The organism is Saccharopolyspora sp. NPDC045839, from assembly GCF_056431645.1.
In genome coordinates, this window is sequence record NZ_JBWKKH010000018.1 from 59,156 (window position 1) to 82,878 (window position 23,723).

General features: G+C 65.5%; 5 protein-coding genes and 3 pseudogenes. 6 read left to right on the forward strand and 2 right to left on the reverse strand.

The window, feature by feature from the left end; translation table 11 throughout:
- A partial coding sequence (locus tag AC07EQ_RS24050; protein WP_478390152.1) for a hypothetical protein occupies positions 1-2,674 on the forward strand: 2,674 nt, incomplete at its 5' end.
- Here the strand turns inward: AC07EQ_RS24050 and AC07EQ_RS24055 are convergent.
- Both AC07EQ_RS24055 and AC07EQ_RS24060 read right to left on the reverse strand, forming a co-directional pair.
- Positions 2,656-2,946, reverse strand: a pseudogene (locus AC07EQ_RS24055) (IS66 family transposase); the annotation flags it as partial. The gene AC07EQ_RS24050 and the pseudogene AC07EQ_RS24055 overlap by 19 nt on opposite strands.
- The gene (locus tag AC07EQ_RS24060; RefSeq protein ID WP_435876308.1) at positions 2,853-3,089 is read right to left on the reverse strand and encodes a hypothetical protein; all 237 of its coding nucleotides are present in this window, start codon (positions 3,087-3,089) and stop codon (positions 2,853-2,855) included. The gene AC07EQ_RS24060 and the pseudogene AC07EQ_RS24055, both read right to left, overlap by 94 nt.
- Between AC07EQ_RS24060 and AC07EQ_RS24065 the strand changes: the two are divergent.
- The 5 genes and pseudogenes from AC07EQ_RS24065 to AC07EQ_RS24085 all read left to right on the forward strand — a co-directional run.
- Positions 3,070-3,114: pseudogene (locus AC07EQ_RS24065) on the forward strand (hypothetical protein); the annotation flags it as partial. The gene AC07EQ_RS24060 and the pseudogene AC07EQ_RS24065 sit on opposite strands and share 20 nt — an antisense overlap.
- Before the next feature lie 27 nt (positions 3,115-3,141).
- Entirely contained in the window at positions 3,142-3,270 is a 129-nt protein-coding gene (locus AC07EQ_RS24070) for a hypothetical protein (RefSeq protein ID WP_478390153.1), read from the forward strand.
- A gap of 194 nt (positions 3,271-3,464) precedes the next feature.
- A pseudogene (locus tag AC07EQ_RS24075) lies at positions 3,465-4,840 on the forward strand (IS1380 family transposase).
- A 310-nt stretch (positions 4,841-5,150) separates the two neighbouring features.
- A complete protein-coding gene (locus AC07EQ_RS24080) occupies positions 5,151-6,422 on the forward strand; it encodes a YrhB domain-containing protein (protein ID WP_478390154.1) in 1,272 nt (423 codons plus the stop codon).
- Between the two features lie 783 nt (positions 6,423-7,205).
- Entirely contained in the window at positions 7,206-23,693 is a 16,488-nt protein-coding gene (locus AC07EQ_RS24085; protein WP_478390155.1) for a protein-glutamine glutaminase family protein, read from the forward strand.
- The last annotated feature ends 30 nt before the right edge of the window (positions 23,694-23,723 follow it).

A 23,723-nucleotide genomic window follows, 5' to 3' on the forward strand; every position in this document is an offset into this window, starting at 1 on the left:
GGACGCCGCCGCCGAGGTTCCGAAGTTGGAGGAGTCGCAGCGGCGGGGGAAGTTGGATTCGGTTGGGAAGAAGGCTCTTGAGCAGCTCCGGCCGATGGCGGAAAGGTATGAGGAAAAGAAGAAAAAGGAAGCGAATCGGCAGCGGGCGCAGAAGGACGCCGCCGCCGAGGTTCCGAAGTTGGAGGAGTCGCAGCGGCGGGGGAAGTTGGATTCGGTTGGGAAGAAGGCTCTTGAGCAGCTCCGGCCGAAGGCGGAAAGGTATGAGGAAAAGAAGAAAAAGGAAGCGGATCGTATTCGGGAAAAAAGGGCCGCCGCCGCCGATGTGCTTGCGGACTTGAAGGAGTTGAAGGAGCAGGGGCAGCTGCCTTTGGATCGGCTGCGCGAGCTCGAAGTGCGGGAGGAAATAGAAAGATACGGAAAAGAGATAAATAATCTGGCCTCCCGAATAACGAAAGGGAGAAAAAAGGCTGACGGAAGCACGGGCAAAATCGAGGCGTTGCAAGCGTCGCTGGCGGAGATGAAGGGCAGGCTGGCGGAAAAGAACGAGGAGCTGGAGTCGATGCTGGCGGACGCTGCTTACAACGAGTTTGTCGCGACCGCGTCGTCCCTGCGACAGGATGCCCGGGAGGGTGCGGCGGATGCTGGGGCGGATGATCTCGCGGAGTTCCTTCGCGGTCACGACTACGGGGGGGATGCTGTTGAAGGGGATGGGCTGGTTTTTGGTGAGGCGGTTGTGGAGGAGGAGTTGTCGGGGCGGGTGGATTCTGGGGTGTTGGGGGTTTCGGGTCGGGTTGTGGGGGGTGAGTCGGCGGGGTCATGGTCTCGGTTCTTGTCGGGGGTGAACCGGGACAATTATTATTTCTCTGGGGATGAGCGTTTTCAGAAGAATTGCTTGGAGGCTTCTGTGGCGTTCCACAATTCTCTCGTGCTCGATGAGCAGGTTGTGGCGGAGCCGGCTGGTGATGTTTGGGATCCGGCTCGGTTGGTGGCGGCTGGTGGAAAGGCTTGGCGGGTGGATGGTTTGGCCGAGGCTGAGGGGCATGTGCGGAGTTTGCCGGTGGGTCGGGATGTGTCGGTGATCTTCCAGCGAGCGGATCTTAGTGCGCATGCGATCAATGCTGTGCATGTAAGGGAAGACGTGGTCAAACTGGCGGAGGCTCAGAAGGGGGAGGAAGCCGAGGAAGCTGATGTTTTGGCGGCGACCGGGGTGTGGGTGGTTGAGCTGCCGTGGAGGCCGGTGGTGTTGCCGTCCGAGGGTTCCGGGCTGCGGCGTGAGGGCTGGGGGGCTGGGCTGCCGGCCGAGGTGACAGGTCCGCAGCGTCGGCCTGCGAAGAGGACGCGGGAGGAGGTTGGCGGGAGCTCTTCCGCGGCGTCCAAGCGGCGGAGGGTGGAAGGACCCGCTGGGGGTGCTTCCGGGAGTCTGGGTGGCGAGGGTGATGTGTCCGCGCCGGCGGATCAGGCAGCACAGGAGGACCAGCGGGCGGCGGAGCAGAAGCGGAAAAAGCAGGAAAGTAACGCGAGGAAGTACCAGAAGAAAAAGGCTGAAGCCGCCCGGGTTGCAGGCCGGGTTGCGGATTTGGAGGCGCAGCCGCAGCCGCTGACTGAGAAGGATGCGAGGGAGCTGGCGGAGCTTGAGCTGAAGGTGGCGCAGCGGGAGCAGCAAGCGAAGACAAAGAACGCGAAGCAGAGCCAGAAGAGACAGGGTGAGGCCGCGCGGTTGGCGGACTTGAAGGCGCAGCCGCAGCCGCTGACTGAGAAGGATGCGGGGGAGCTGGCGGAGCTTGAGCTGAAGGTGGCGCAGCGGAAACAGCAAAAGAAGACAGATAACGCGAATCAGTACCAGAAGAGACAGGGTGAGGCCGCGCGGTTGGCGGAGTTGAAGGCGCAGCCGCAGCTGACTGAGCAGCAGCGGGACGAGCTCGATTTGCGGAAGGAAATAGGAGCATACGAAAGGGAGATAAAAAGGCTGGAGGTCGCAAAATCGAAAGGGAGAAAAAAAGTTGAGGAAAGCAAGGTTGAAATCAAGGCGTTGGAGGCGTTGGGGCAGCTGACCAAGGCTGATCGGGCCAAGCTTCGTACGTTGCAGGGCAAGGTGGATAAGTGGGCTGATTCTGCGAAGAAGTTGGATGAGATGAGGAGGAGCGGCAGGCTGGCGGAAATGCAGGAGAAGCTGACGTCGCTGCTGGCCCGGGGGGAGGCTGGGTCGGGGGGGATTGCGGGTGTGGGGGCAGGTGGGCGGCAGGATGCAATGGTGCGGGGTGAGGTGTTGGGGGAGGTTGGGGACGGCTTCGATGTGGATGCGTGGCTTGCTGGGGCGGCGGCGGTGGCGGACTCAGGTGGGGTGCGGGTGCCGCAAGAGGTGGCGGATGCTGGAGAGGATGAGGCGGATGCTGGGGTGATGTTGGAGGAGGACGTTGCTTACAACCAGTTTGTCGCGACCGCGTTGAAGGCGTTCCTGCGACAGAATGCCAGGGCGGATGCGGCGGATGCCAGGGCGGATGCGGCGGATGCCAGGGCGGATGAGGCGGATGCCAGGGCGGATGGGGCGGATGCGGCGGATGCTGGGGCGGATTATTTCGCGGGGTTCCTTAGAGATTTCGGGGATTCTGACGGGTTGTTTGGTGTTGAAGGGGATGGCCTGGTTTTTGGTGACCCGGTTGTGGATGAGGGGTAGCCGGGGCGTACGAGGGCGAAGTCGGTGAGGCCCTTCAGGGTGCGCCAGCAGCCGCCGGAGGTGCGTTGCTGGATCTTGACGGGGCGGACGGCTCGTTCGGCCTCGTTGTTCGTGAAGGGCACGGCCAGGTCGGTGGCGAACCGCAGGATCATGTCCTCGTATCGGCCGAACCGGCGGATCAGTGATCGGGCGTTGGTGGCCAGGGGGCCTTGGCGTGAATCCAGTCCATTTCGGATGGCTTGGCGAGGGCGAAGATGTTGCCGCAGAACGCTTTGTCGGCTGTGCCGGCGTCCAGGCGGCTACCGGCGAAAGCGTGCCGCACGAGGCCGTAGGCGCTGGACTCGTCCGGCACTGGCAACCAGAAGTAGCGCTGATACGTCGAGGGTGCAAACGAGATCCGGTACCTCGACGACAAGAAGACGCTCAAAGCGTATGAGGCGGAATGGGCACCTCTCGCGAACGCTGCGTTGACGTTCGCGGAGGCCCGTCGGTTCCTGAAGGGCGTTGTCGAGCTGGTGTTCACCGATGCCGAACTGCTGGCGTTCCTGGACGGCATCGCCAACCACGAATTCGACGCAATCGCCTACACCGAGTAGGTTTCCGGCTGTTGCTGTCGCACTTGCGTCGGTTCGGTGTCACTCCAGCCATGTGTACTTTATGTTGTTGCTATGCCCGGGGCTTTCATGGGCGGGTGTGATCCGGGATGTGAAATGGGTGGAAGTGCCTGTCCTGTAAGGGAAAATGGTCTCTGCAACAAGATCCGTTTCCCGAACAGGAAGGCACTTCCGGGGTGAAGCGTAGCGCAGGGCTGCCCGCGATCATGGTGACCGGGGATGGTGCGGGCGTGGTCTCGCAGCGGGAGCACACTTGCTGGTGGAAACAGCCCGCCGTAGCGGCCTGACCAGGGGTTTATCGGATCGTCTGGGGCTGTGGCGGGCGCCGCGGGCGGTGCATGATCCGGGTAAGATCGTGCTGGATCTGGCGGTCGCGATCGCCGCCGGTGGTGATTGTGCCGCCGATATCGCGATGCTGCGGGCCCAGCCGGAGGTGTTCGGGCCGGTGGCCTCCAACCCGACTGTGTCGCGCCTGATCGGCTTGCTGGCTGAGGACCCGGAAGGGGCCGGACTGGCCATTCGTGCCGCCCGCGCCCAGGCACGGCACCGGGTGTGGAGTCATGCCGGTATTCCCTGGCAGGACGGCAGAATCGTGATCGATATCGACGCCACCTATATCGACGCCTACTCGCTCAAAGAGCAGGCCACGAAGGCCCGTAAGGGTTTCGGGTTCCACCCGCTGCTGGGGTTCATCGACCACGGCGAATCCGGCACCGGTGAAGCCATGACAGGCCTGCTGCGGCCCGGCAACGCCGGCGCGGGCACCGCCACCGACCACATCACCGTGGTACGCGAGCTGCTGACCCAGCTGCCCGCCGACACCGCCGGCTTCGATGAGCAGTGCCGCCGACCGATTCTGGTGCGCACCGACTCCGCGGGCGCCAGCCACGCCTTCGCCCAGTACCTCACCGAGCAGGGCATCGAGTTCTCCCTCGGCGCCAAACTCGGCCACCACGACATCGACACCATTCTGGCGGCCATCCCGCCCGGGGCGTGGGTTCCCGCGGTCAATCCCGACGGCACACCCCAACCCGATGCGCGGGTCTGCGAGGCCACCGAATGGTTCGGGACGGCCAGCTGGCCGCGCGGCATGCGAGTGATCCTGAAAAAGGACAAACCTCTGCCTGGTTCCCAGCTGACGATCACCGACCACGACGGCATGCGCGTGACCGGGTTTTTCACCACCACCAGTCACCTGGCGCCACCGGAGCTGGAATTACGGCACCGCCGCCACGCCCGAGTCGAGGACCGCATCCGCTGCGGCAAAGACACCGGACTGGCCAACCTGCCCTTCCACGGCTTCGCCCACAACCAGATCTGGCTGGAACTCTGCGCCCTGGCGGCGGACCTGCTCGCCCTCACCCAACGTGCCGCACTGACCGGCCCCGCCCGCCGCTGGGAACCCAAAACCCTGCGCCACCGGCTTCTCGCCACCGCCGCACGACTGGTGCGCACCGGCCGCCGCCTCATCCTCCGCTACGCCCGAACCTGGCCCTTCACACCCCTACTGACCAGCGCTTTCACCCGACTCCACGCACTCGACGCCCCCTAAAACACAACACCACAGCCCTGACCCGACGACCAAGAACCACAGCGGAAGCACCAGCGGACACGGCCGGGCTGGAAATCACCCCTACCCACAGCCCGAAACCACACCCGCAATCCCAAACCAAAACCACCGATCAAAGACATGAAAGACCGAGGTATGGCAGCACAAAGTACACACGGCCTCGTCCCTTCCCCGCATGGATAGTCCGGATGGGCAGTTGTGCCTGAAATTCGGGTAAGCGGCTTGGGACTGGAGTGCGGCGAGCTCATACTTTCGCTGGAGATGGTTTGGCGAGTAAGGGGGACGGCGGGGCATGAACGAGCTCGCGGAGCGGGCACGCGTCTGGTTGCAGGACACCTATGGGCAGCGTGTGGCACTGAGCGACGAGGAGGCGATCCTCGAGACGGAGCGGGCGGCGTTCTTCGGTTGCCGCTACGTGGAGTCCGCCGAGCCGATGTTGGCGTCGACGGTCTGCGTGCCGCTGGACGGGGCGGAACCCTTTCCCGCGTCCAATGCCGGTCCGCTCGATGAGGCCCTCAATCTGTCCCTGGCCGAGCCGGGGTCGTGGCGCTGGCGAGTCAACGCACTTAACTGCCTGATCGCGACCGATGCCGCGGTGAACTGCTGGCCTGCCGCGGCGCTGCCGTGGGATCCGGCCGGCGAAACGCCGGGCTGGTGGGATCGGATGCTGGCGACCTATTTCCCCGACGCCGAGGTCTTGACCTGTACGACGTGGGAGGACGCGGCCAGGGCCATTGAGGACGGAGGCGTGGGGACCCGGGCAGTGGTGTGGCTGCGCCGTCAGTTCGGCGGGCATGAACTGGCCGGTCACCTGTTGTACGCGAACTACGCGGATGACGATGTGGTCTTTCTTGATGGTCTGCGGGGGACTGTCGCCGAGCAGAACAACGCCGAGGTCGCTGAGCTCGTGGTGGCACGTTTCCACCGCCCGCGAGGTGATTCCGACGGCCGGCTGCTGCCGTGGGAAGGTGCGGCGGACGAATTCGCCCAGGCCGTCGAGAAAGCGAAGGCGTGGCTGACGTACACCTACGACGGCGAAGTGGAACTCGTCTCTCCTGATCCGGCCGACGAGACCGAGCGTGGCTGGCTGTTCGCCTGCACCACCCGGAGTTTCAAGCAAATTGGCGACTGGCGCGATCAAATGCTCGACGCGGCCCTGGTGGTCCCGAAAGCGGCCGGCGAAGAGCCGTTCGGCCTGCCCAACCGTGATCCGTGGACGTGGCTGGACGACTGGAACGCCGGAAAGCTGGGGTTGATGCCACCGCCGAAACCCGCGCAGGCAGCGTGGTTCGGCCCCATGGTGGCCGAGCTCGGCCCCGTGGTCGGTATCGGCGTCCACGACCATTGGTTCGGGGTTCTGGAGGAAATCGCCTCCTTTCCCACACAAACCCAGGCACTGGTGTGGCTGCGCAGGAAGGACACCCGGGGACGGGAGAGCGTCGGGCACCTGTTGGCGGCCGTGAACGAAACCGACGGTGTTCAGCTCTTTGACCCGATGGATGGGCGTGCTCAGCCGCTCATCGAAACCGCACCGTTCGAGTTCCGGGTCATGCGCTTTGGCTGACAATCGGTCGTGAGTGCGAAACCGGGCTGGAGCCGGGTGTCATGTCTCAGGACCTCACGGACAGTTATGTCTCACGACGTCGTGGACAGTTTTGGTGTGAACCGTTGGTAGCGGACGCTGCGGTCCAGTGTCAGCGTCCGCACGACCGTGTCGCCGATCATGATGCTGACGCGGTCTCGACCATGCCCCCGCGGTGCCTGCCGGAGAACGCCAGACCGTTGTCGGTGGGCACCCGCACCGGCACCCCGTAGCCCGCGAAGGCCTGCTGCAACGCCGCCCACGGGAATGATCATCCAGGATCTGCAGGATGCACACCTTCTCACCGCCGGCGAGGACCGCCGCGACCAGGTCTGGATCCATCGAAAACCCTGCTCCGCCCACCACTGATGATCACGGACAGCAGGCCATCCAGTGTTCACGAGGCCCTGAGACACAAACTGTTCACGAGGTAGTGAGCAAAGACACCGATGTGGGGGTCGGTTACGCACCCGCGACCACCACATGAGCACGAATACGTGCTGCAGCTCACCTTTCACTCGCGCGCATATAAATCGAAAGTGACATCTTCCTGAACTCGAGTTGTTCGGTGAACTTTGCTGCTTGAAGGAGTCGTGTTTTTGTTGTGCGAGGCGTGACGTGGTGCCGGGTGGCCGGCCGGGATCGAGGTGACCGAATTTTGTGTGCCGGTGTTGCCGACGAAGACGATGGTGATGCCGGCTCGGCTGCGTCGACGTAGTTGGCGCGAGTACTGGGTTGGTGTGTAGGTAAGTTAAAGGGGTAGCTATGGCGATCATGTTCAGTGAGTTTGAGCGCCAGCTGTCCTATTGGCTTACGGGGGATGAGCCGCCGCCTGTTAATGAGGATAAGGTGCGGGAGTTGGCGGCGGTGTGGCGGTCGCATGCGGGGCGTTTGCGGCGGTTGCGGGTGGATGTGCAGGCGGCGGTTGAGGGGATTCGGTCGTCGGGTTTTGCGGGGGCGTCGGAGCGGGCTTTTGCGGCGCGGATGGCGCCGTTTGTGGATGGTTCGTCGAATTATTTGGATGCGGCGGCTGATCATTTTGAGTTGATGGCTGATGCGTTGGATCAGATCGCGATGGAGGTGGAGTTTCTTAAGCTGGTGGTGTTGATTCAGTTGGCGTTGCTGGCGGTTGAGTTTGAGTTTTTTGTGCAGTGGTTTTGGGTTCCTGGGGTTCAGACGTGGTTTATGTCGCAGGCGTTCATGCACAAGGTGGTTGTGGAGAAGGCTGTGACGTGGATGGCGCGGCGGATGGCGAGTGTGCCGCGTGTTCCGGTGGAGATTCTGGGCATGCTGGCGGTGAGTTTCGGGCAGCAGTTGGGTGTGGTGTGGCTGGGTCAGCAGATCCAGATCGGGAAGGGCACCCGCGAGGAGCATGACGGGAAGCATTACGAGAGTGCCGCGGTGATCGCGGCGGTGGGGTCGGTGTTGTCGTTCGGGGCGATGGGGGCGCTGCCGAAGTTGAAGGGTGCGATCAAGGATTGGGTGAAGCATGCGGGCGGGGATGCGGGTGCGGTGGATGGGTGGTTTGCCAGTCCGTGGGCGCGGATCGGTGGTGAGGGTCTGCATGAGGGTGTTACCGAGATGGTCGCGACCGGGATTTTGGGCGATTTCGCGTTCAACCCGGCGGCGTTCACTGCGGGTGCGGCTTCGGGGGTGGCTGAGATCGCGGGGGAGAAGGCGGGGGCAGGTCTGAGCGGGTTGGTGTTGGACCAGGAAGCCAACAAGCATGTCCCGGGCGATGAGGATGCTGACAGCGGCTACGGCAGCGACGAGGACGCGGACGACGCCACAAGCGAGTTCGGCAGCGACAGCAGCGAGTCCGGCGGCGGCAGCAGCGAATTTGGCAGTGGCAGCAGCGAGTCCGGCGGCGGTAGCGGTGAGTCCGGTTACGGCGGCGAGGACGCGGACGACGCGGGCAGTGAGTCCGGTTACGGCAGTGGCGAGGACGGCGACGACGTCGGCAGCGAGTCCGGCGGCGGCAGTGGCGAGGACGCGGACGACGCCGGCAGCGAGTTCAGCAGCGAGTTCGGCAGCGGCAGCGATGGTGGGCCGGGGCTGGGGTTGTTGGCCGGTGGAACCGCCGTCCCACCGGCTATTTCCGCCCACTCCTCCGGTCAGGGCGATTCCAGCGACTCCAGTGGTTCTGGCGGTGGGCGGGATGCCGTGTTGCCGGGCAACGGCCAGTACCAGCCTGGCGACGAGCACAGCTCCGCCTCGGTGGGCGAGCCCCGCCACATCAGTGTTCCCGGGGGTTCTGGTGCTGTGTCTGGGGGTGGGGAGACCTCTGGTGGCCGGGGTGTGCCGGGTGAGCGGGTCGGTGCTGCTGGGGGTGGGTCGGACACCAAGGCTGTGGTGGATCCGGTGGGTGCTGTTGCGTCGCGGCCGGGGCAGCCGGATGCCCGGGTCTCGGCCACGCCGGGTGATCCGGGACGGTCTGAGGCTGTCCGGGAAGAGTCTGGTGGCGGGCAGCAGCGGGTGTCGGAAGGTCATCGGCAGGTTCCGTCGGGGCCGGATGTTCCGCAGTCAGGCGCCATCGGTGATGGCAGCCCGGGCGAGGTCGTCACGCATTCCGCCCGGACCCCCGGGAACGACGGGTTGGGTGGTTCCGCGCAGTCCGAGTCCCACGGGGCAGGTTCCGGGGCGGCGCCCAATGCCGGTGAGGTTGTCACCCACAATCAGGCCAACCCGAGCTCCGAGCCCACCGGTGAGCCCACCGGTCAACCCGATGGCGTGGGGGAGCCCGGGTCCGAGTCAATCAGCGATCGCGGTGGCGAGTCGGCCAGTGTGGCTGGTCGTGATCGCGGTGGTGAGTCGACCAGCGTGCCTGGCGGTGAACTTGGTGGTGAGTCGACGTCGGCGCGGATTCTTTCTGGTGTCCCGGCCACCAAGGACACCGGCGCGCCGGCGCCGTGGGGTGTTGATGCTCCGGGCGTTTCTCATGCCGCGGTCGATTCCGGCACTGATGGTGGCCGCGACGCCGCGACCTCGACACCGATCCAGGTTCCGGCTGCGGCCGCTGGCACCGGGTCGGGTTCTGGTTCGGGGACGGGTCAGGGTTCCGGCCAGGCGCCGGCGACCGCCCCGGTGTCGCAGGTTCCTGCGGCGGGTACCTCGGGTGCCCCCGGGGCCGTTACGGCCGCTACGGCTGGGGGCACTTCGGCGGGGGCCGTCTCGGGTTCTGCGCCGGTGGGGTCAGGTGCGGGTACGTCTGGTGGGACGTCGGCCGGGTCGGCTGGGACCAGTGGTGGGTCGGGTACGGCTGGTGGGCCGGGTGTGTTGGCGGCGGGGTCGGGGTCGTCGGGCCGCGGTGTGCCGGATGGGAAGCCGCCGCTGACCGCTGGGACGGTGGGTCCGGGGATGCCGGGCCGGGTCGGTGATGGTTCCCGTTCTGGTGGGGCGCGGGAGGTGACGGCGGCCGCGGGTGTCGGTGACGGTGCTGACTCGTCGCGGGCGGTGGAGTCGTCGTCGGTGGTGGAGAAGGTTGGTGGCGGTCGCACACCGGGGCCGGGTGTGGAGTCCGGGTCGGGTTCGAAGCCGGGGTCGCGGCGTGAGTTGTTGGCGATGTTGGTTGCTGCTGATCCGGATTTGCGGGTGTATGCGGGGTTGTTGGGGGATCCGGAGGCGTTGCCGGGGAAGTTGCGGGCGTATGCGGGTAAGCCGAAGAAGGATCTGCGGTTGGCCAACGCGGGGATCTCGTCGTTCATGTGGTTGAACATGATCTTGCCGGGCCGGGTTGATCAGTTGGCGTTGACGGGTAGGTATGGGCCGGAAACGTTGCTGGGGTTGTATGAGTTGCTGCTTCGCCAGCCCCGGCAAGGTGACCGGGCGCGCGAGATCGCGTTGTTGGTGGCCGAGCTGCTGGGGGTGCAGCCGGATCCGGGTTCGTCGAACTCGTGGAATCCGGGGGCCTGGTTTGCTGGTTCGTGGAATCCGGGGGACTGGTTTGGTCGTTCGTGGAACCCGCGGGACTGGTTTGGTCGCTGGAGTGGGAAGGGTCTGCCGGCGACTGGCAGTGAGAAGACCGCACCGGAGAACTTTGAGGAGAAGACCGCGGCGGAGACCCGCGGCGAGAAGACCGCGGCGGAGAGCTTTGACGAGAAGACTCGTTCGGACGATCAGGACGACCGGGACCGGGACCGGGATGCCATCGAACCGGCGCCCACGCCGCAGGTGCCGGAGGTCGCCGAAGACAATGTCCCGGGCAGGATGGCGCGGGACATCCTGATTCGCCACGGCGACACCGATCGGTTGCTGGCCGATGGAAGTTATGACGCGGTGTTCGAGGTGATCGAGAAGCGAGTGCGGGAGCGGCGAGCCACTGTGGTCGCCGACGCTTTGGAGATCTTGCGCGGTCGCCGGGCACTGCGGCCAGAGTTCGTTGACCCGTCGTACGCGCCGTCGGCGAAGCGCGGGCGTCCCCGTACGCCGTTGACCACCCCGGCGGAGATCCATGCCGCTTCGGCGGAGCTCAGCGACATTTACGGGTCGGGTGATCCGGAGTTCACTGCGGCGTTGGAGTTGGTCCGTGGCGTGGTGGGCGAGACCAACCTGACCGGTGACCGTGATGTCGCTGAGGTCATTGCCCGCTTGGTCGCTCATGAGCATGTGACGATGCGGTGGCGGGGTGAGCGTCTGGAGAGGTACGCCACGGAGTTGGGGTTCGTGCTGGGGACGGTGGACCCGGGGTGGGCTCTGTCGGAGCGCAGGCCGGAGAACCGGCCCGGGCTTCGGGGCGGAGGCCCTGGCCAGCAGGGTGGATCCGGGCGTGGTGGTTCTGAGGCGGGGACTGGGGATTCCGGTCGACTTGCGGCTCCGGAGGATGTGCGGCCGTCGGAGTCGAGGGCTGCTGTGTTGAGTTCGTTGATGGGTGCGTTTGATCGGTACCAGGCGAGGCTAAGGCTGGGGTCGTCCGCTGGTGGCTCCGGTGGTGGTCGGCAGTCTGCGGGGGCCGGATCCGGGCGCGGTGGTTTTGGGGCGGTGCCTAGGGTTTCCAGTCGACTTGCGGCTCCGGCGGATGTGCCGCCGTCGGAGCCGAGGCCTGCTTGGGTGAATTCGTATTTGGGTGCGCTTGAGAAGCACCAGGCGAATGTAAGGCGAAGGCTGGAGTGGTCCGCTGGTGGCTCCGGTGGTGGTCAGCAGCCCGCGGGTGCCGGATCCGGGCCCGAAAGATCTGATCAGCGTAAGCGGGAGGCTGTGGAGCCTCCGGCGAAGCGGCAACGTGTTGACGGGCCGGGGGCTGATTTCGGTGCGGGGTTTGGTGGGTTGGTGTGGTCGCGGGGTGGGTTGGCCGATGTGGTGTCGCGGTTGGATGCGGTTGAGGGGCGGGGGGTAGCGGCGGATGGGCCGAGAAACTTCTTTGTCGGCGCGCGGGACAGGTCGTTGGACGACGGATCCGGGCGTGGTGGTTCTGGGGCGGGGACCGGGGATTTCAGGCTCATTGCGGATGGTGGGAGGCCGGTTCTGACGGCCGCGACGGTGCCTCCCGGGATGGCGGCTCCGGTCGAGGGGGGCGCTGGCTTCGGTGGGGCGGCGAAGCAGGCGGTGACTGCGGCGGAGACCGTTGATATTCCATCAACAGATCCTTCGTGGCTGCGTAGTCGGGCGAAGACCGCTTCGTGGTTCGATCCCGAGCCGGTTCCCTTGCGACGTGACCAGTGGGAGAAAGTGCGGCAGGCTAAGCCGGACTTCTCGGTTCAGTCCGAATTGTGGGAAGTGGCGGGTAACAGCACCCCAAGGTCTATCGTAGGAACCGAGCAGTTGGTGCGATACGACGTGCGGCGAATCAAGGTGGAGGGGCGCTGGGTTCAGGAGTACACCCTCAAATTTTTCCTGGAAAACGACTCGCTTATGGGGTCCATCGATCGCGCGACGGTCGTTGAGAAGTTACGCGCCGCGGCTGATCGGTATTTCAACCAGGGTTATCGGTTTCCGTCGGGCGAGCAGTTCCATGTGCGGGTCGAGTTCCCGGACGATCCGGAAAATGCGCACCAGGCGATCTCCCAGGACGGCAGCATGCAGGTAAGCCATGCGGAGCTCGCCCAGATCTTGGGGCTTTACCTGGGAATTCTGGATGAAACCCCGCAACAGCGTTGGCCCGGATACGATGACCGGGGTGTGTTCCATCGGGACGACATGCCGGTGTCCAAGAACCAGCGGATCGCGATACCGCGCCGGAACCGGGTGTATGGCGACGAAAGCGTTATGCGGTCGGGTAGTCGTGGTGGTCGGCTGTTGCCGCGGCATCTGGCGCAGCTGGAAGAGAGCACGCGCGCATACGGTTTCCGCCCGGGGGCGGCGGATGCGGGTTCGCCGACGCTTGCCGCCATCCGGCCGGAGGATTTCGGGTCGGTGGCGCAGTGGCGGGCTTCAACGTTGGACAAGCTGTTGTCGCAGAAGGACATTGATGTCGACTCGGTAATGGATGCATTGCGCTCGGTGCGGGGAAAGCGGGTCGCAGTCGAGGGACTATACCGGGAGTTCCAGGCGCATACCGGCCGGGAGCTGGATTCGGTGTTGGCCGATGTCCTCGGCCGGGAGGATGCCGCGTATGCGGCACAGTTGTTGGGAATGCGGCCTGATTCCCCTGACACCGGTGACCCCGAGCCGCCGTTTACGTCGGTGCCGCCGGGACTCGGCTACACGCCGCACCTCCGGCGGGATGTGTTCGAGTACGCGGCTGCGGTTCGTGGGCACGTGTCCACAGGCTTGGGGGCGTCCGATCCTGTGGTGCGGGAGCAGTCTTTCGAGGCCGCGATGCGCCTGATGCGTGCGCTGGACCGTGAGCTACGCAAGACTTGGGCGGTGCAATTGGCTTACAACGCCCAGTTCGGCTCGGACTTGCGAACAGACTTGATCCAGCTGCGGAGTGATTATCACGAAGTGATCGGGAACGTCTTGGGTGACGTCATTTCGCCGCCCACTTCGATGGCGCAGATAATCGAGTGGCACCGGAAGCTGAAGAACACCACATTCGAAAACTATTCCCTAGGCAGAACGTCGATTCGTTATGATCACCCCGAAGACGGCTGCTGGATCCGAGCGCATGCCTGGGTGATGGACCTGGTGCGAATGGGCGCCTCTCCGATGAAAATCTTCGTTGCCCGCACTGATCCCGATCTGAGCTTTTATTCCCCATATGCAGAAGGTGCGTCGCCGGGCACTCCCGCGAAAGTGGAACATCGCTTTCACGTCGCGCCGATGGTCACGGAGCATACCCCTTCCGGGCCGAGGTTTTGGGTGCTGGACTGGGCCATCAGTGCCAACGGCGACGATCACGCTGCGCGTCCGCTGACGATGGAAGAGTGGCTCCGTCAGATGGGTGTCAACGCCTATGACGAGTCCGTTACGTACTATAGCGGCACGGCGGAACAGATACTGCAGCAGTTCACCGACGACTGCAGAATCCGGCCGTCGCGCACATATGACGACGGGGGGGCGATTCCCCAAGGTCGGGCTATCGTCTTGCTCGCGCCCGCGCACTTTTATGGGTTTCCGCAGATAGGAAAACCGGAGGCAATCCCGAGGAATCTTTTTGAGGCCGATCTCTGGTTTCGGGGTGACGAAAGCAGCCTCATCTCGATGAACCGCACGGCCGAGCGGCGTGCCGGGCAGCGCCTGGAGGAGGCGCCGGGTGTGATTGCGGAGGTGCTGGGTGCTGAGGGGCAGTTGCTACGGCGGTCGGGTCCGGAATTGCGTGGTGGGTCTTCTGATGTGAGTTCGCCGGGGGATGCGCCGGATGTGGTTGTTGAGTTGGCGGGGTTGGTTGGGCGTATGGAGGGGCATTTGGCGGCGTTGCCGGCGGATTTCCGTCCGGATGTGCGTGCCGGGGTCGGGATAGCGAGGGCGATGGTGCAGCAGGAGGGCTGGACTCCGGCTGATCTGCGCTGGATTTCCTCGCATCTGAAGGGAATGCGGGCGGCTGAGCAGTGGTCGCGGGAGGCAGCCGAAGTGGCGGAGTCGCTGTCTGGTGGGGGAGGGTCTTCGTTTGCTGGTGGGTCTGCTGCCGGGAGTTTGTCGGGGGGCGTGGCGGCTGAGGCTGTTAAGCCGGCTGTGGTTGTTGAGTCGGGGATTATGATGTCGTCCGATTTGGACGAGGATGTTCGTGCTGTAGCGCGTGGTTTTCCGGTTGAGGATGGCCGGTTGGCGGTGTTTTTGAAAGGCGATGGGCGCGGTGGAGTGCTTATCGGCGGCGAGAGTGCGGATGTCCGGCAGTTGGCTGATTTGATTCGAGCGGGAATGGTCGGGAAGAGGTCGATCCGGCTGTATGCCGGTGAGGTCTCGGAGCGATTCGCGAGGGAGTTGGATGGGGCGTTGGATGCTGAGGTCATCTGGACGCCGGACATGGTGTTCGGTCCGGAGACCAATGGTTTTGGCACCTGGAATACGACTCGGTCTGACCGGGTGTTGGGTTCGGGCGCAGAGGAGATTCCGGCGGGGATTATGGTGTCACCGTCCGATTTGGACGAGGACACTCGTGCTGCAGCGCGTGGTTTGCCGGTTGAGGATGGCCGGTTGGCGGTGGTGGTGAAAGGCGATGGGCGCGGTGGAGTGCTTATCGGCGGCGAGAGTGCGGATGCCCGGCAGCTGGCTGATTTGATTCGGTCGAGAATGGGCGGGCGGCGGTCGATCCGGCTGTATGCCTGTGGGATCTCGGAGGAGTTCGCGCGGGAGTTGGATGGGGCATTGGATGCTGAGGCGATCTGGACGCGGGGCATCGTGTGGTTCGGTCCGGCGACCATGCCGTTTGCCACCATGGTTGGTGGCGGGTATTTGGATGAGCACTCCAAGATGCGTCCTAACTATTCGCAGGGCAGCTGGGAGACGACCCGGAAGGGCGATTGGCAACCAGGACAGGCCCCCGCTGACGTTTTCTTGCCGCTGGGCCAGGCCGGGCTGAGTCCTAACTGGGTGCACCTGCGCGCGGAGTCGGCGCGGTTCCGCACGGAGCCGCGGCCCGACCTGGCATCGCTGCGGAATTCCGACCACATCGGGAAAGTGGCCCGAGCGCGCAGCAACATCACGGCGGCTGATGACCAACTCACCCAGATCTACAGCATGCTGGATGCGCCCGCGCCGGAGGCGCCGCCCACCACCGTCACGGCCGCCGACTCCGCCGAGACCGACGCGTTGCTCAAGACGGCGACCGACGAGACCACCTCGGCCGCGGCGAGTGTCGAGCGTGCTCGGCAGCAAGCCGAGAAGTTGACGGCGGCGCAGCAAGACCTGACGGCGGCCAGGCAGCGGCAGGAAGAATTGCGCTTGGAACTCGATGCGGCTCGGCAGAACTTGATTCAGAAACGGCGCGGATTTTTAAGGGCGTCCCGCGAGCGGGCGCAGCTACTGCGAAACCAGCACGAGAACCAGGGACCTGTGCCGGATGCGCTGCTGCTTGCCCAGCGCGCCGACGCGGAGGCGCGCGCGGAGGTGCGCGTGGAGACCGCTGCCGCAGAGTTCACCGCTGTGCGGGAGCGGATCGAGCAACTGGAAACGGCGGATCAAGAAGCGAGTGAACGCACCGCCGAGGCAATTGCCCGGGCCGAAAACGAGCGTGGCGCCACTGCGGAAGCGGCCAAGACCGCCACCAAGGCCGTGACCCAAGCCCGTATCGCGGCAGACCGCGCCGACGTGACGGTCCGGCAGGTCGACCTGCCGCCCTACGCCGCCGACGGTGCGATGGGCAGCGGCAAGATCTGGCAGCCCGGCAATATCGACCCCGAGGACGTTCTTACCGCCCTACCGGAAGATTTGCGGGAACCCGCCCGAGCTGCGATCGAGGAGCTGTTCTCCGACGCCAAGCTCACGCGAACCCTGCGGCGTCTGGCCGACGAAGGCATCCGGATCGAGGTCGGCTCCCGCGAGCTGCACCTGAAGTTCGAACGCACCGCGTCGACGCCCGTGCGCCTGCCGCAGGCCGACGGAGTCCTCGAGTATGGCATTCGCTACGCCGACGCGGGCCTGACTGTCGGGCAGGAACAGAGCCCCCAGTTCGGCATGCTCGGTGTCGTGCCCAACATGGTGGGCGCGGCGGCCAAGGGCGCGGTTCGCAACGTAATCTTCAACCCCTCCGTGCGGCCCTCAATGGGGAAGAGCGAGCAACGCAGCCTCGTATCGGCAACGGAATTTTCGCGCGGGCTGAGCAGCCGGGTTCCCGAGCGTAATTTCGTCGTCGACGGTCGGTTCGTCATCGACGTGCGGGAAGGAGAGAACCCGCCGGAGACGTACCGGACCGACGAGATCACCGATGTGGCACTGATCTGCTACGACGGGGAGGATGTGCCACCCGCCACCACCAAGCCCGGCCCGGACGATCCAGTGCTGCCCCTTCCGGCCTCAGCCCTGCACGAGGTGTTCGCCGTGCCACAAGCGGCCGCCATGCGGCGAATTCGTCAGCAGGTTCTCGCCAAGTTGCCACTGCCGGAAGTAGGCGTCGGTGTCCGTGATTCGGTGTCGCGGGAGTTGGCCGAAGACAAGGCGATCGTGAAGTTCGAGGAGATCACCGGTGGCGGTTACCGGCCAAGCCCGTTGCGGTTGCCGGGCGCGACGCTGAACACGCTGTCGCTGGAGGTGTCCGCGGAGCTGCGCTCGGTGCGGCGGGTTGACAGCCGCGTCGTTCCGGCCGTGAATTTGGGGCAGAATGCCGGTAGCGACACGAAATTTGACACCAGCGAGACACAGTCTGCAAACGCCGAAGCCTCGGTGATGGTGGGGCCTGGATTCGTCGCCGATGTCAACGAGAAACGACGCGGCCTCGGCTCCTACACCACGATCACACCCTTCACGGTGTCCGGTTCGGCGGGATCGGGCGAGTCGCTGACGCAGGTTCTGGGCATCAGCGCCGGGAAGAAGAGCGCCACCAGCATCGAGAGCGATGCCGTCCTGGTGGAGGCGACGCTGGATGTGCGGGTTGAGCGGTACTCCACGGATCCGATGCTGGAAGGCTCGGATACCGGTGCGGAGAAAGTGTTCCTGTGGATGTCCGCGGACGACTTCGCCCGGCTCGAAGAGATTTCCACGGCACACTCCGCCCGGCAGATCGCCGAGGAGCAAGACGCGCCGCACGAAAGCCCGACGGTGCCGGATGGACTACGGCAGCGCCAGAACTTCCGTGACCTGGTCGAAAGAGTGCGTCCGGACATTCCCCGAACACTGGTCGAAACCTCGGACGGAAGAGTTGACGCCCGACTGGAGAACGAAACCGCCGAGCAACTCGCACTGTCGATCCTGGCCGACTACAGCAAGCGTCCGGAGATCACGATTCCCGCGGGCGAGCCCCGGCAGCCCGACATGCTCGCGGCCGGCAAGAGCACCGGCGGCGGTGTGGTGGACCGGGCGCCGGGAATCGAACGGGTGCTTCCGGAAGTGCGCCGAAGGCTGCGCGAGTCGGCGGGGAACGAGCTCGCGTCGCTGACCCACGACAAGCGGGCGCTCGTCGAGACGCAGTTGTCCTCGGTTTTCGGCGCGTCCGCGCTGTTCGGCTTGTTCAACGGAGAGTTGCGCGATGTCACCAAGACGATCCGGGTCGGTGATCAGCTGGTGACGATCAAGGTCAGGCCGGAACTGGGTGCGCTGATCGGCACCGGCAAGGTCGAGAAGGCCACCGTGGACTTCACCGCGAAGAACGCCATCCGCGGCGAGATCAAGGCGAAAGCCGGCACGCAGCAGCGGATCGGCGTCGAGTCGGGGGCCGCGATCGGCACCAAGCGCAAGGATTTCTGGCGCAACATAGGCTTCCTCTTCGGCGCGTCAGCCCAGTTCTCACACGGGTACAGCAGCACCGCCGCGCAGAGTTACAAGGTCAACCGACGCGCGAAGTACAAAGGGCCCGCAGTCACCTTCGACCGGCAGGTGACCTGGTCGATCTCCGTTTCGACGAAGGCCACCACCCCGGAGACCGAGCAGCCGGAGTCGCAGACCGAGCAGACCGAGGCGCAGACGGTGCAGCTGGAGCCGTGGTACCGCTGGCTAGGCCTGTTCCGCGGGCGGGCAAACCGGTCTGATGCGCCGAACAACGGCGACGTCGAGCTCACCACTCTGTCCGACAATTCCTCGACATCCGACAGTGACTCGGACAGTGCCCGGAGTTCCGGCGGTGCCTCGACGTCCAGCAGAGCCACGACGACCGGCAGTTCCACGATCGATGGCTGGGCGCGCGTGCTGGTTCCGGAGCCACTGGCACCCACCACCCCGCAAGGTGATCTGACGAACCTCGGTACGGTCATCCGAGACTTCGACTACGCCGACCAGGACGACAACCCGTTCCAGGTGAACGTCGAATTCCTCATGCCGCAGGGCGTGGCAACACCGTCCACGGTGCTCAGCGAGCCCATCGAAGACATCCTGCACAACCTTGCGGGCTCGAAACAACACGACGCAACACCGGACCCAGAGGACCCGCTGGCAGCGCCCCTCGACCAGCTGCTGGCACCCGGCGGGCTGCCCATCACCGGCGGCCGGGTGCGGCTGCGGCTGTTCGACGCCCATCCGATCGACACCGTTTCGGACAAGCTCAGTCTGGAAGGGGTCGCCGAGGGCGGGCTGAAGCTCGACGGTCAGGAAACGAGAGGAATAGGCGGCGAGGGACGTTTCCGCGTCCCCACGCTGATGCAGTTCGGGAGCAAATCCGGCAAACGAGCCCACGTGGCCCCGTCGTTCACCGGCCGAGGAACCTTCAGTCAGGAGAAGGGAACCACCTACGGTCTTGGCACCGCACGCCGACGGACCGGCAAGACACGCGGCGCGACCCACCTTTACCGGGCGCATGCCGTGTTCGAGATCACCAGCTACGGGGAATCGGACGCGGCGGCGGAAACCGAGCAGATCGCGGTCAACGGCGGCGTCGAATTCCTGCTCGCGGACGCCGTCGCACAGCGACTGCACACCAACCCGGCTCGGGAACCGGACGCGGAAGGACAGCCACCGCAGACCCGGCACCTCGACCTGCCCGCCGGGGTGGCGGCGAAGCCGAAACCGGCGACCGAGGTGCGCTATCCTCCGGAGTTCGTACTTTCCGGCGCTGCGCTCGGCCCGACCATCGTCACCGAGATCTCCAATGCGCACGAGGTCGCCCCGCTGATCAAGAGCATGATCTCCGACCATGCTCCCGGTTTCGGTACGGGACTCTGGCTGGAGGTGCCGACCGGGATCGGCGGGTCCGTGGAAACACTGGCGTCGTCGACCGCACTGGGTGCCCGGTTCGGCCAGGGGACGACATCCGGGACGTCGTTGCTGGCCGCCCGGCCGTATCTGGGCGGCACCGAGACGATCGAGTTCGTCGTTCGCGCACGGTACGCGCCGGACGCTCAGGCCACGCCGAACACGGAGTTCAAGTCCGACACTTTCTTCCAGAACACCGAGAAACGGGCGCAAACCGAATCCCGGTCGAGCGGCGGCGGCCTTATCGGAAGTGTTCTCGTAGCCCGCAGCTTCAACGGCAAACTGCGCCGGGCGGGCGCGCACCCGGACGCGGGCTACGGCAAGGAATGGTCACGAAGCCAACGCGACACCGACAGCGATGCGCTCAAGCGACGGCTGGCAGCGGAGGACGAGACCTCCTACTCCTACACCTGGCCGACCTGGTTCCAGGTCGAGATGTATCGGTCGTGGACTCCGAACGCGGTGCTGAACAACCTGCTGCTGACCGCGCCGAGGCGGGGTGTCGAAATGTGGTCGGCGATGCGGGACGACACCCGCACACCGGAGCAACGGCGGTTCACCAGCGATGGCACGGCCCTGTTCACCATCCCAGGGGGCCTGACCACGACCACGCCGCCGGCGCCGCGCCCGGTGCGGATCAGCGGCCGGCCCGTGCCCGTCGGAGGCGCGGTGGAACTGGGATCGCTACCGCAGGATCTGCATGGGATCGACGTGATCCCGCTGGCACTGCCCGGAAGCGAGCGACTGTTCCCCTGGCTGACTGCGGCGCTGGCGCATACAACGCAGCAGGCGACCAACGACGCCGACCCGGCGAGTTCGGAACCGTCGATGCAGGCCCCCGCCGGCAGCGGCTGGGTCCGCCCGGCCACCCTGCCGGCGCAACTGCTGTGGCAGCTCGGTGGAGAAGAAGGCTTGACCGCGATGACGCAGGAACTGCTGGACGGCCCGGTGCTCTTCCCCGCCATGGTCGAGACCGGGATGGTCTGGGACGACGAGCACGGTCTCGTGGTGCGCCTGCGGTTCGCCGAGGTCGAGTACGTCAACTCCTTCACCGCGACCGGCGGGCTGACCCACGAGCAGAAAACCGAGCGGGAAGTCACCCAAACGGACACCAGCAACAGCAGCGCGACTTTGCCCGGTCTGGCCATGGTGCAGGGCAGCGGTTCCAAGGCAAAGAGCGGTAAATCCGGCAACCTGGCCGGGGACATGCTCCTTCCCGGCGAGAGCAGCACACTCGACCCGTCGGGCGGGGTATCGGGCAGCAGGTCGAAGCCGCGCGTCCAGGTTTCCACCGGCGGCAATGCCCTAGAGGTCACCGCCGAGATGAAGGGCACCTACCATCTCTACCGGGCGGGCAAGGCGATCTACACGCTCACCGATAAGACCGGGCATCGCACTCTTTTTGGCGCCCTGCCGGGAAAACCAGCCGAAGTCGAGGTGACCATCGACAACGGCGGGTACTTCGCCGTGGAGTCCGCCCAGGCGGCGGCGAACAACCTGCCCGGACCGTCGCCTGAGCCGTCACCGCCGGCCAGCGCGCCGGCCCCGGCACCGGCCGCACTGCCGGACGTCTGGACACCCAACGCCGACGACCAGGATGCGGCGGCGCTGCTGCCCAAGGTCGGGGGCCACCTGGTGGTCGGGCTGACCGCATCCGGTGACAACCTCACGGTGCCCGAGCTGGCCGCGCGAATCGAGCAGCTACCTGGCTGGGCCAGGCGGCCGATCGTGCTGGTGGGAACTGACGGATCGCTCGACCTGGCCGAGGCGGCTCAGCTGCGTGACATCCTCGGTGTGGACGTGATCGCGGCCGACCATGAGGTGTGGCATTCCGCTGATGGCCGAGTTGTCACCGGCGATTTGTCGTTCGTCCGAAGCGGGTTGCCGACGTGGAGCGAATGGGCCGAAGCAAGACTCGGCGGCGAGGTCCGGTCCGCGACAGCAGGGCACTGGTACCTGTTGTCGGCCGCGGGCGGCATGCGGCAGCTTCCTGGTGCGGATCTTGTTTCAGCGCTGGCAAGTTCCGGCTCTTCGGTGCAGGCGGGGACCGCGCCAGGATTCGACTTCCGTTGGGGTGTGCGCAGCGCGCCGGTGAGTCTTCCGATCCAGGGGGCGACCGAAACCGCCGAATACAGCAGATGGACGCGGTCGCCGCATCACGCCGCCGCTGTTCCCGAAGGCAGTCGGCCGCTGCTGGTGCTCGGGCACGACGGCACGGTCATCCCCAATGCCGAGGTCACCGAGCTGCGAAGTACCGGCGCGGATGTGCTGGCACGGGTAAACCGAGGCCGGGGGCCGAAGTGGATGCTGCACCGGGCGGACGGAAGCCGGCCGCGGCCAGTCGAGCCGCCCACCGAACTGACCCGTTCACCACGACCGGAACCGCTGCTGTTCCGGGGGCCCGGCGATTCCACCGAGACGATCGAGCAGGCCGCGGAGTCGGCACCCGTTTTGCCGGACGACACCCAGATCGTCGGTGTGCACGTAACGCCCGACGGGCGGGCGGTGTTGCGGGACGGTAGGAAGGTGACGCCCGAAGTCTTCGTCGACGAGGTGCGAGAAGACCGGCGTTTCGTCCCGGGAGCGGCAGTCGCGTTGCTGGGGTGCGGCGCGCATCGGCGACTAGGGCCGGGCAGATTGACGTTCGCGGAGCGCTTCGCCCGCGCGCTGCACATGCGAGTGTGGACAGCGAGGGTCGATGTGGTTCAAACCGCAGACCAGCTTGTTCATGCCACGAAGGTCTCGGTCGCCGAGGACGGCAAGTTGTTGCCGGAGTTCGTCGACGGGCTGGGCACCGGGCACTGGTACCTGCTGGGCTCCGAGGGCCAACAGCTGTGGAGGTCGGGTCCGGAATTGCGTGCCGCGGTGAACGGCTCGGCGCCGCCCCGCTACGTCAACGGAGCACCGCCCGCGGTGATCAGGTGGACGGGGAGCAAGAGCGGTGAGGGGGATGTTGCTGGCGTTCTGGGTTTGTTGCCGGTGGATTGGGGGAGGTTTGCCGAGTTGAAGGGTTTGTCGGAGGTCGAGGTGGCGAGGTTGCGATTGGCTGCTGAGGAGCTCGTGAGTCCGCTCTTGTTCGCTCCGGTGTCTGTGGGTGTGAAGCCGCCGGAGCGGGTGGCGTTTGATTTGGTGGTGGATCAGGTTGCGGTCGCGTTGCATCGGGCATCGCGGGATGGTCTGGCCGAGCTAGCGGCGATTGCGGCCGCGACGCGTGCTGAAGAGCTGGCGGCGAGGGTGCGGGAGGCGGGTTTGGAGGGCGCGCCGGATTTGCGGCGTACTGTTCGATTGCCGGTGCGTGGTGTTGAGGGTGTGTCGTCGTCTGTTGGGGGTGTCGGGCAGCGCCGGCCGGTGGGGGGTGGGGCCTCGGAGCGGGGGGCGGGGGAGGTGTATCCGGATGAGTCGCAGACTGGGCTGTCGACGGTCCAGGCCGCTGGCCACCAGGGGGCGGCTGTGGGGGGTGTGGTGGCGTCTGGGCAGCAGGATGCTGATGCGGGGACGGTGAAGCGGGTTGGGCGGCGTGGGAGAGATAAGAACGAGTTGGAGGAGTGGGTGAGGCGGGCTAAAGAGGAGGGAGGGGCCAAGACGGCGAAGGCAGGATGGGAATGGGCGCGTGGACAGGGGTTCGGGGGTGGGAAAAACGTTTGGGGGAAGGTGTGGCGTGCTGTGGTTGGGAAGGAGAACCGGGTTGAGCGGTCTAAGTGGTTGGAGGAGTGGGTGAGGCGGGCTAAAGAGGAGGGAGGGGCCAAGACGGCTGCGGAAGGACGGGAATGGGCGCGTGGACAGGGGCTCGGGGTTGGGAACAACCTTTGGGGGGAGGCGTGGCTTGCTGTGACTGGGAAAGAGAAGAAGGTTCGGCGGCCGGGGGCAGGTAAGGAGGGGTTGAAGGAGTGGGTTCTGCTGGCTGAAACGGCGGGAAAGGCCAAGACGGCGCAGGCAGGACTGGAATGGGTGAATGAGCAGGGGTTCGGGGTTAACAAAAAGGATTGGGGGGAGGCGTGGAGTGGTCGTGAGGTGGTTTTGGATCACTGGTCTGCCGATTATGAGGATGACGAGGATCCATTCGCGTGGGACGAGTCCAATGGTGTTGGTGACGGGGATTGAGGCGCGCCGGATTTGCGGTGACACCGGGCG

Bases quoted from the DNA above. Each gene is read 5' to 3' on its own strand.
- AC07EQ_RS24085 (WP_478390155.1), top strand. From the start codon at position 7,206: ATGGCGATCATGTTCAGTGAGTTTGAGCGCCAGCTGTCCTATTGGCTT.
- AC07EQ_RS24080 (WP_478390154.1), top strand. From the start codon at position 5,151: ATGAACGAGCTCGCGGAGCGGGCACGCGTCTGGTTGCAGGACACCTAT.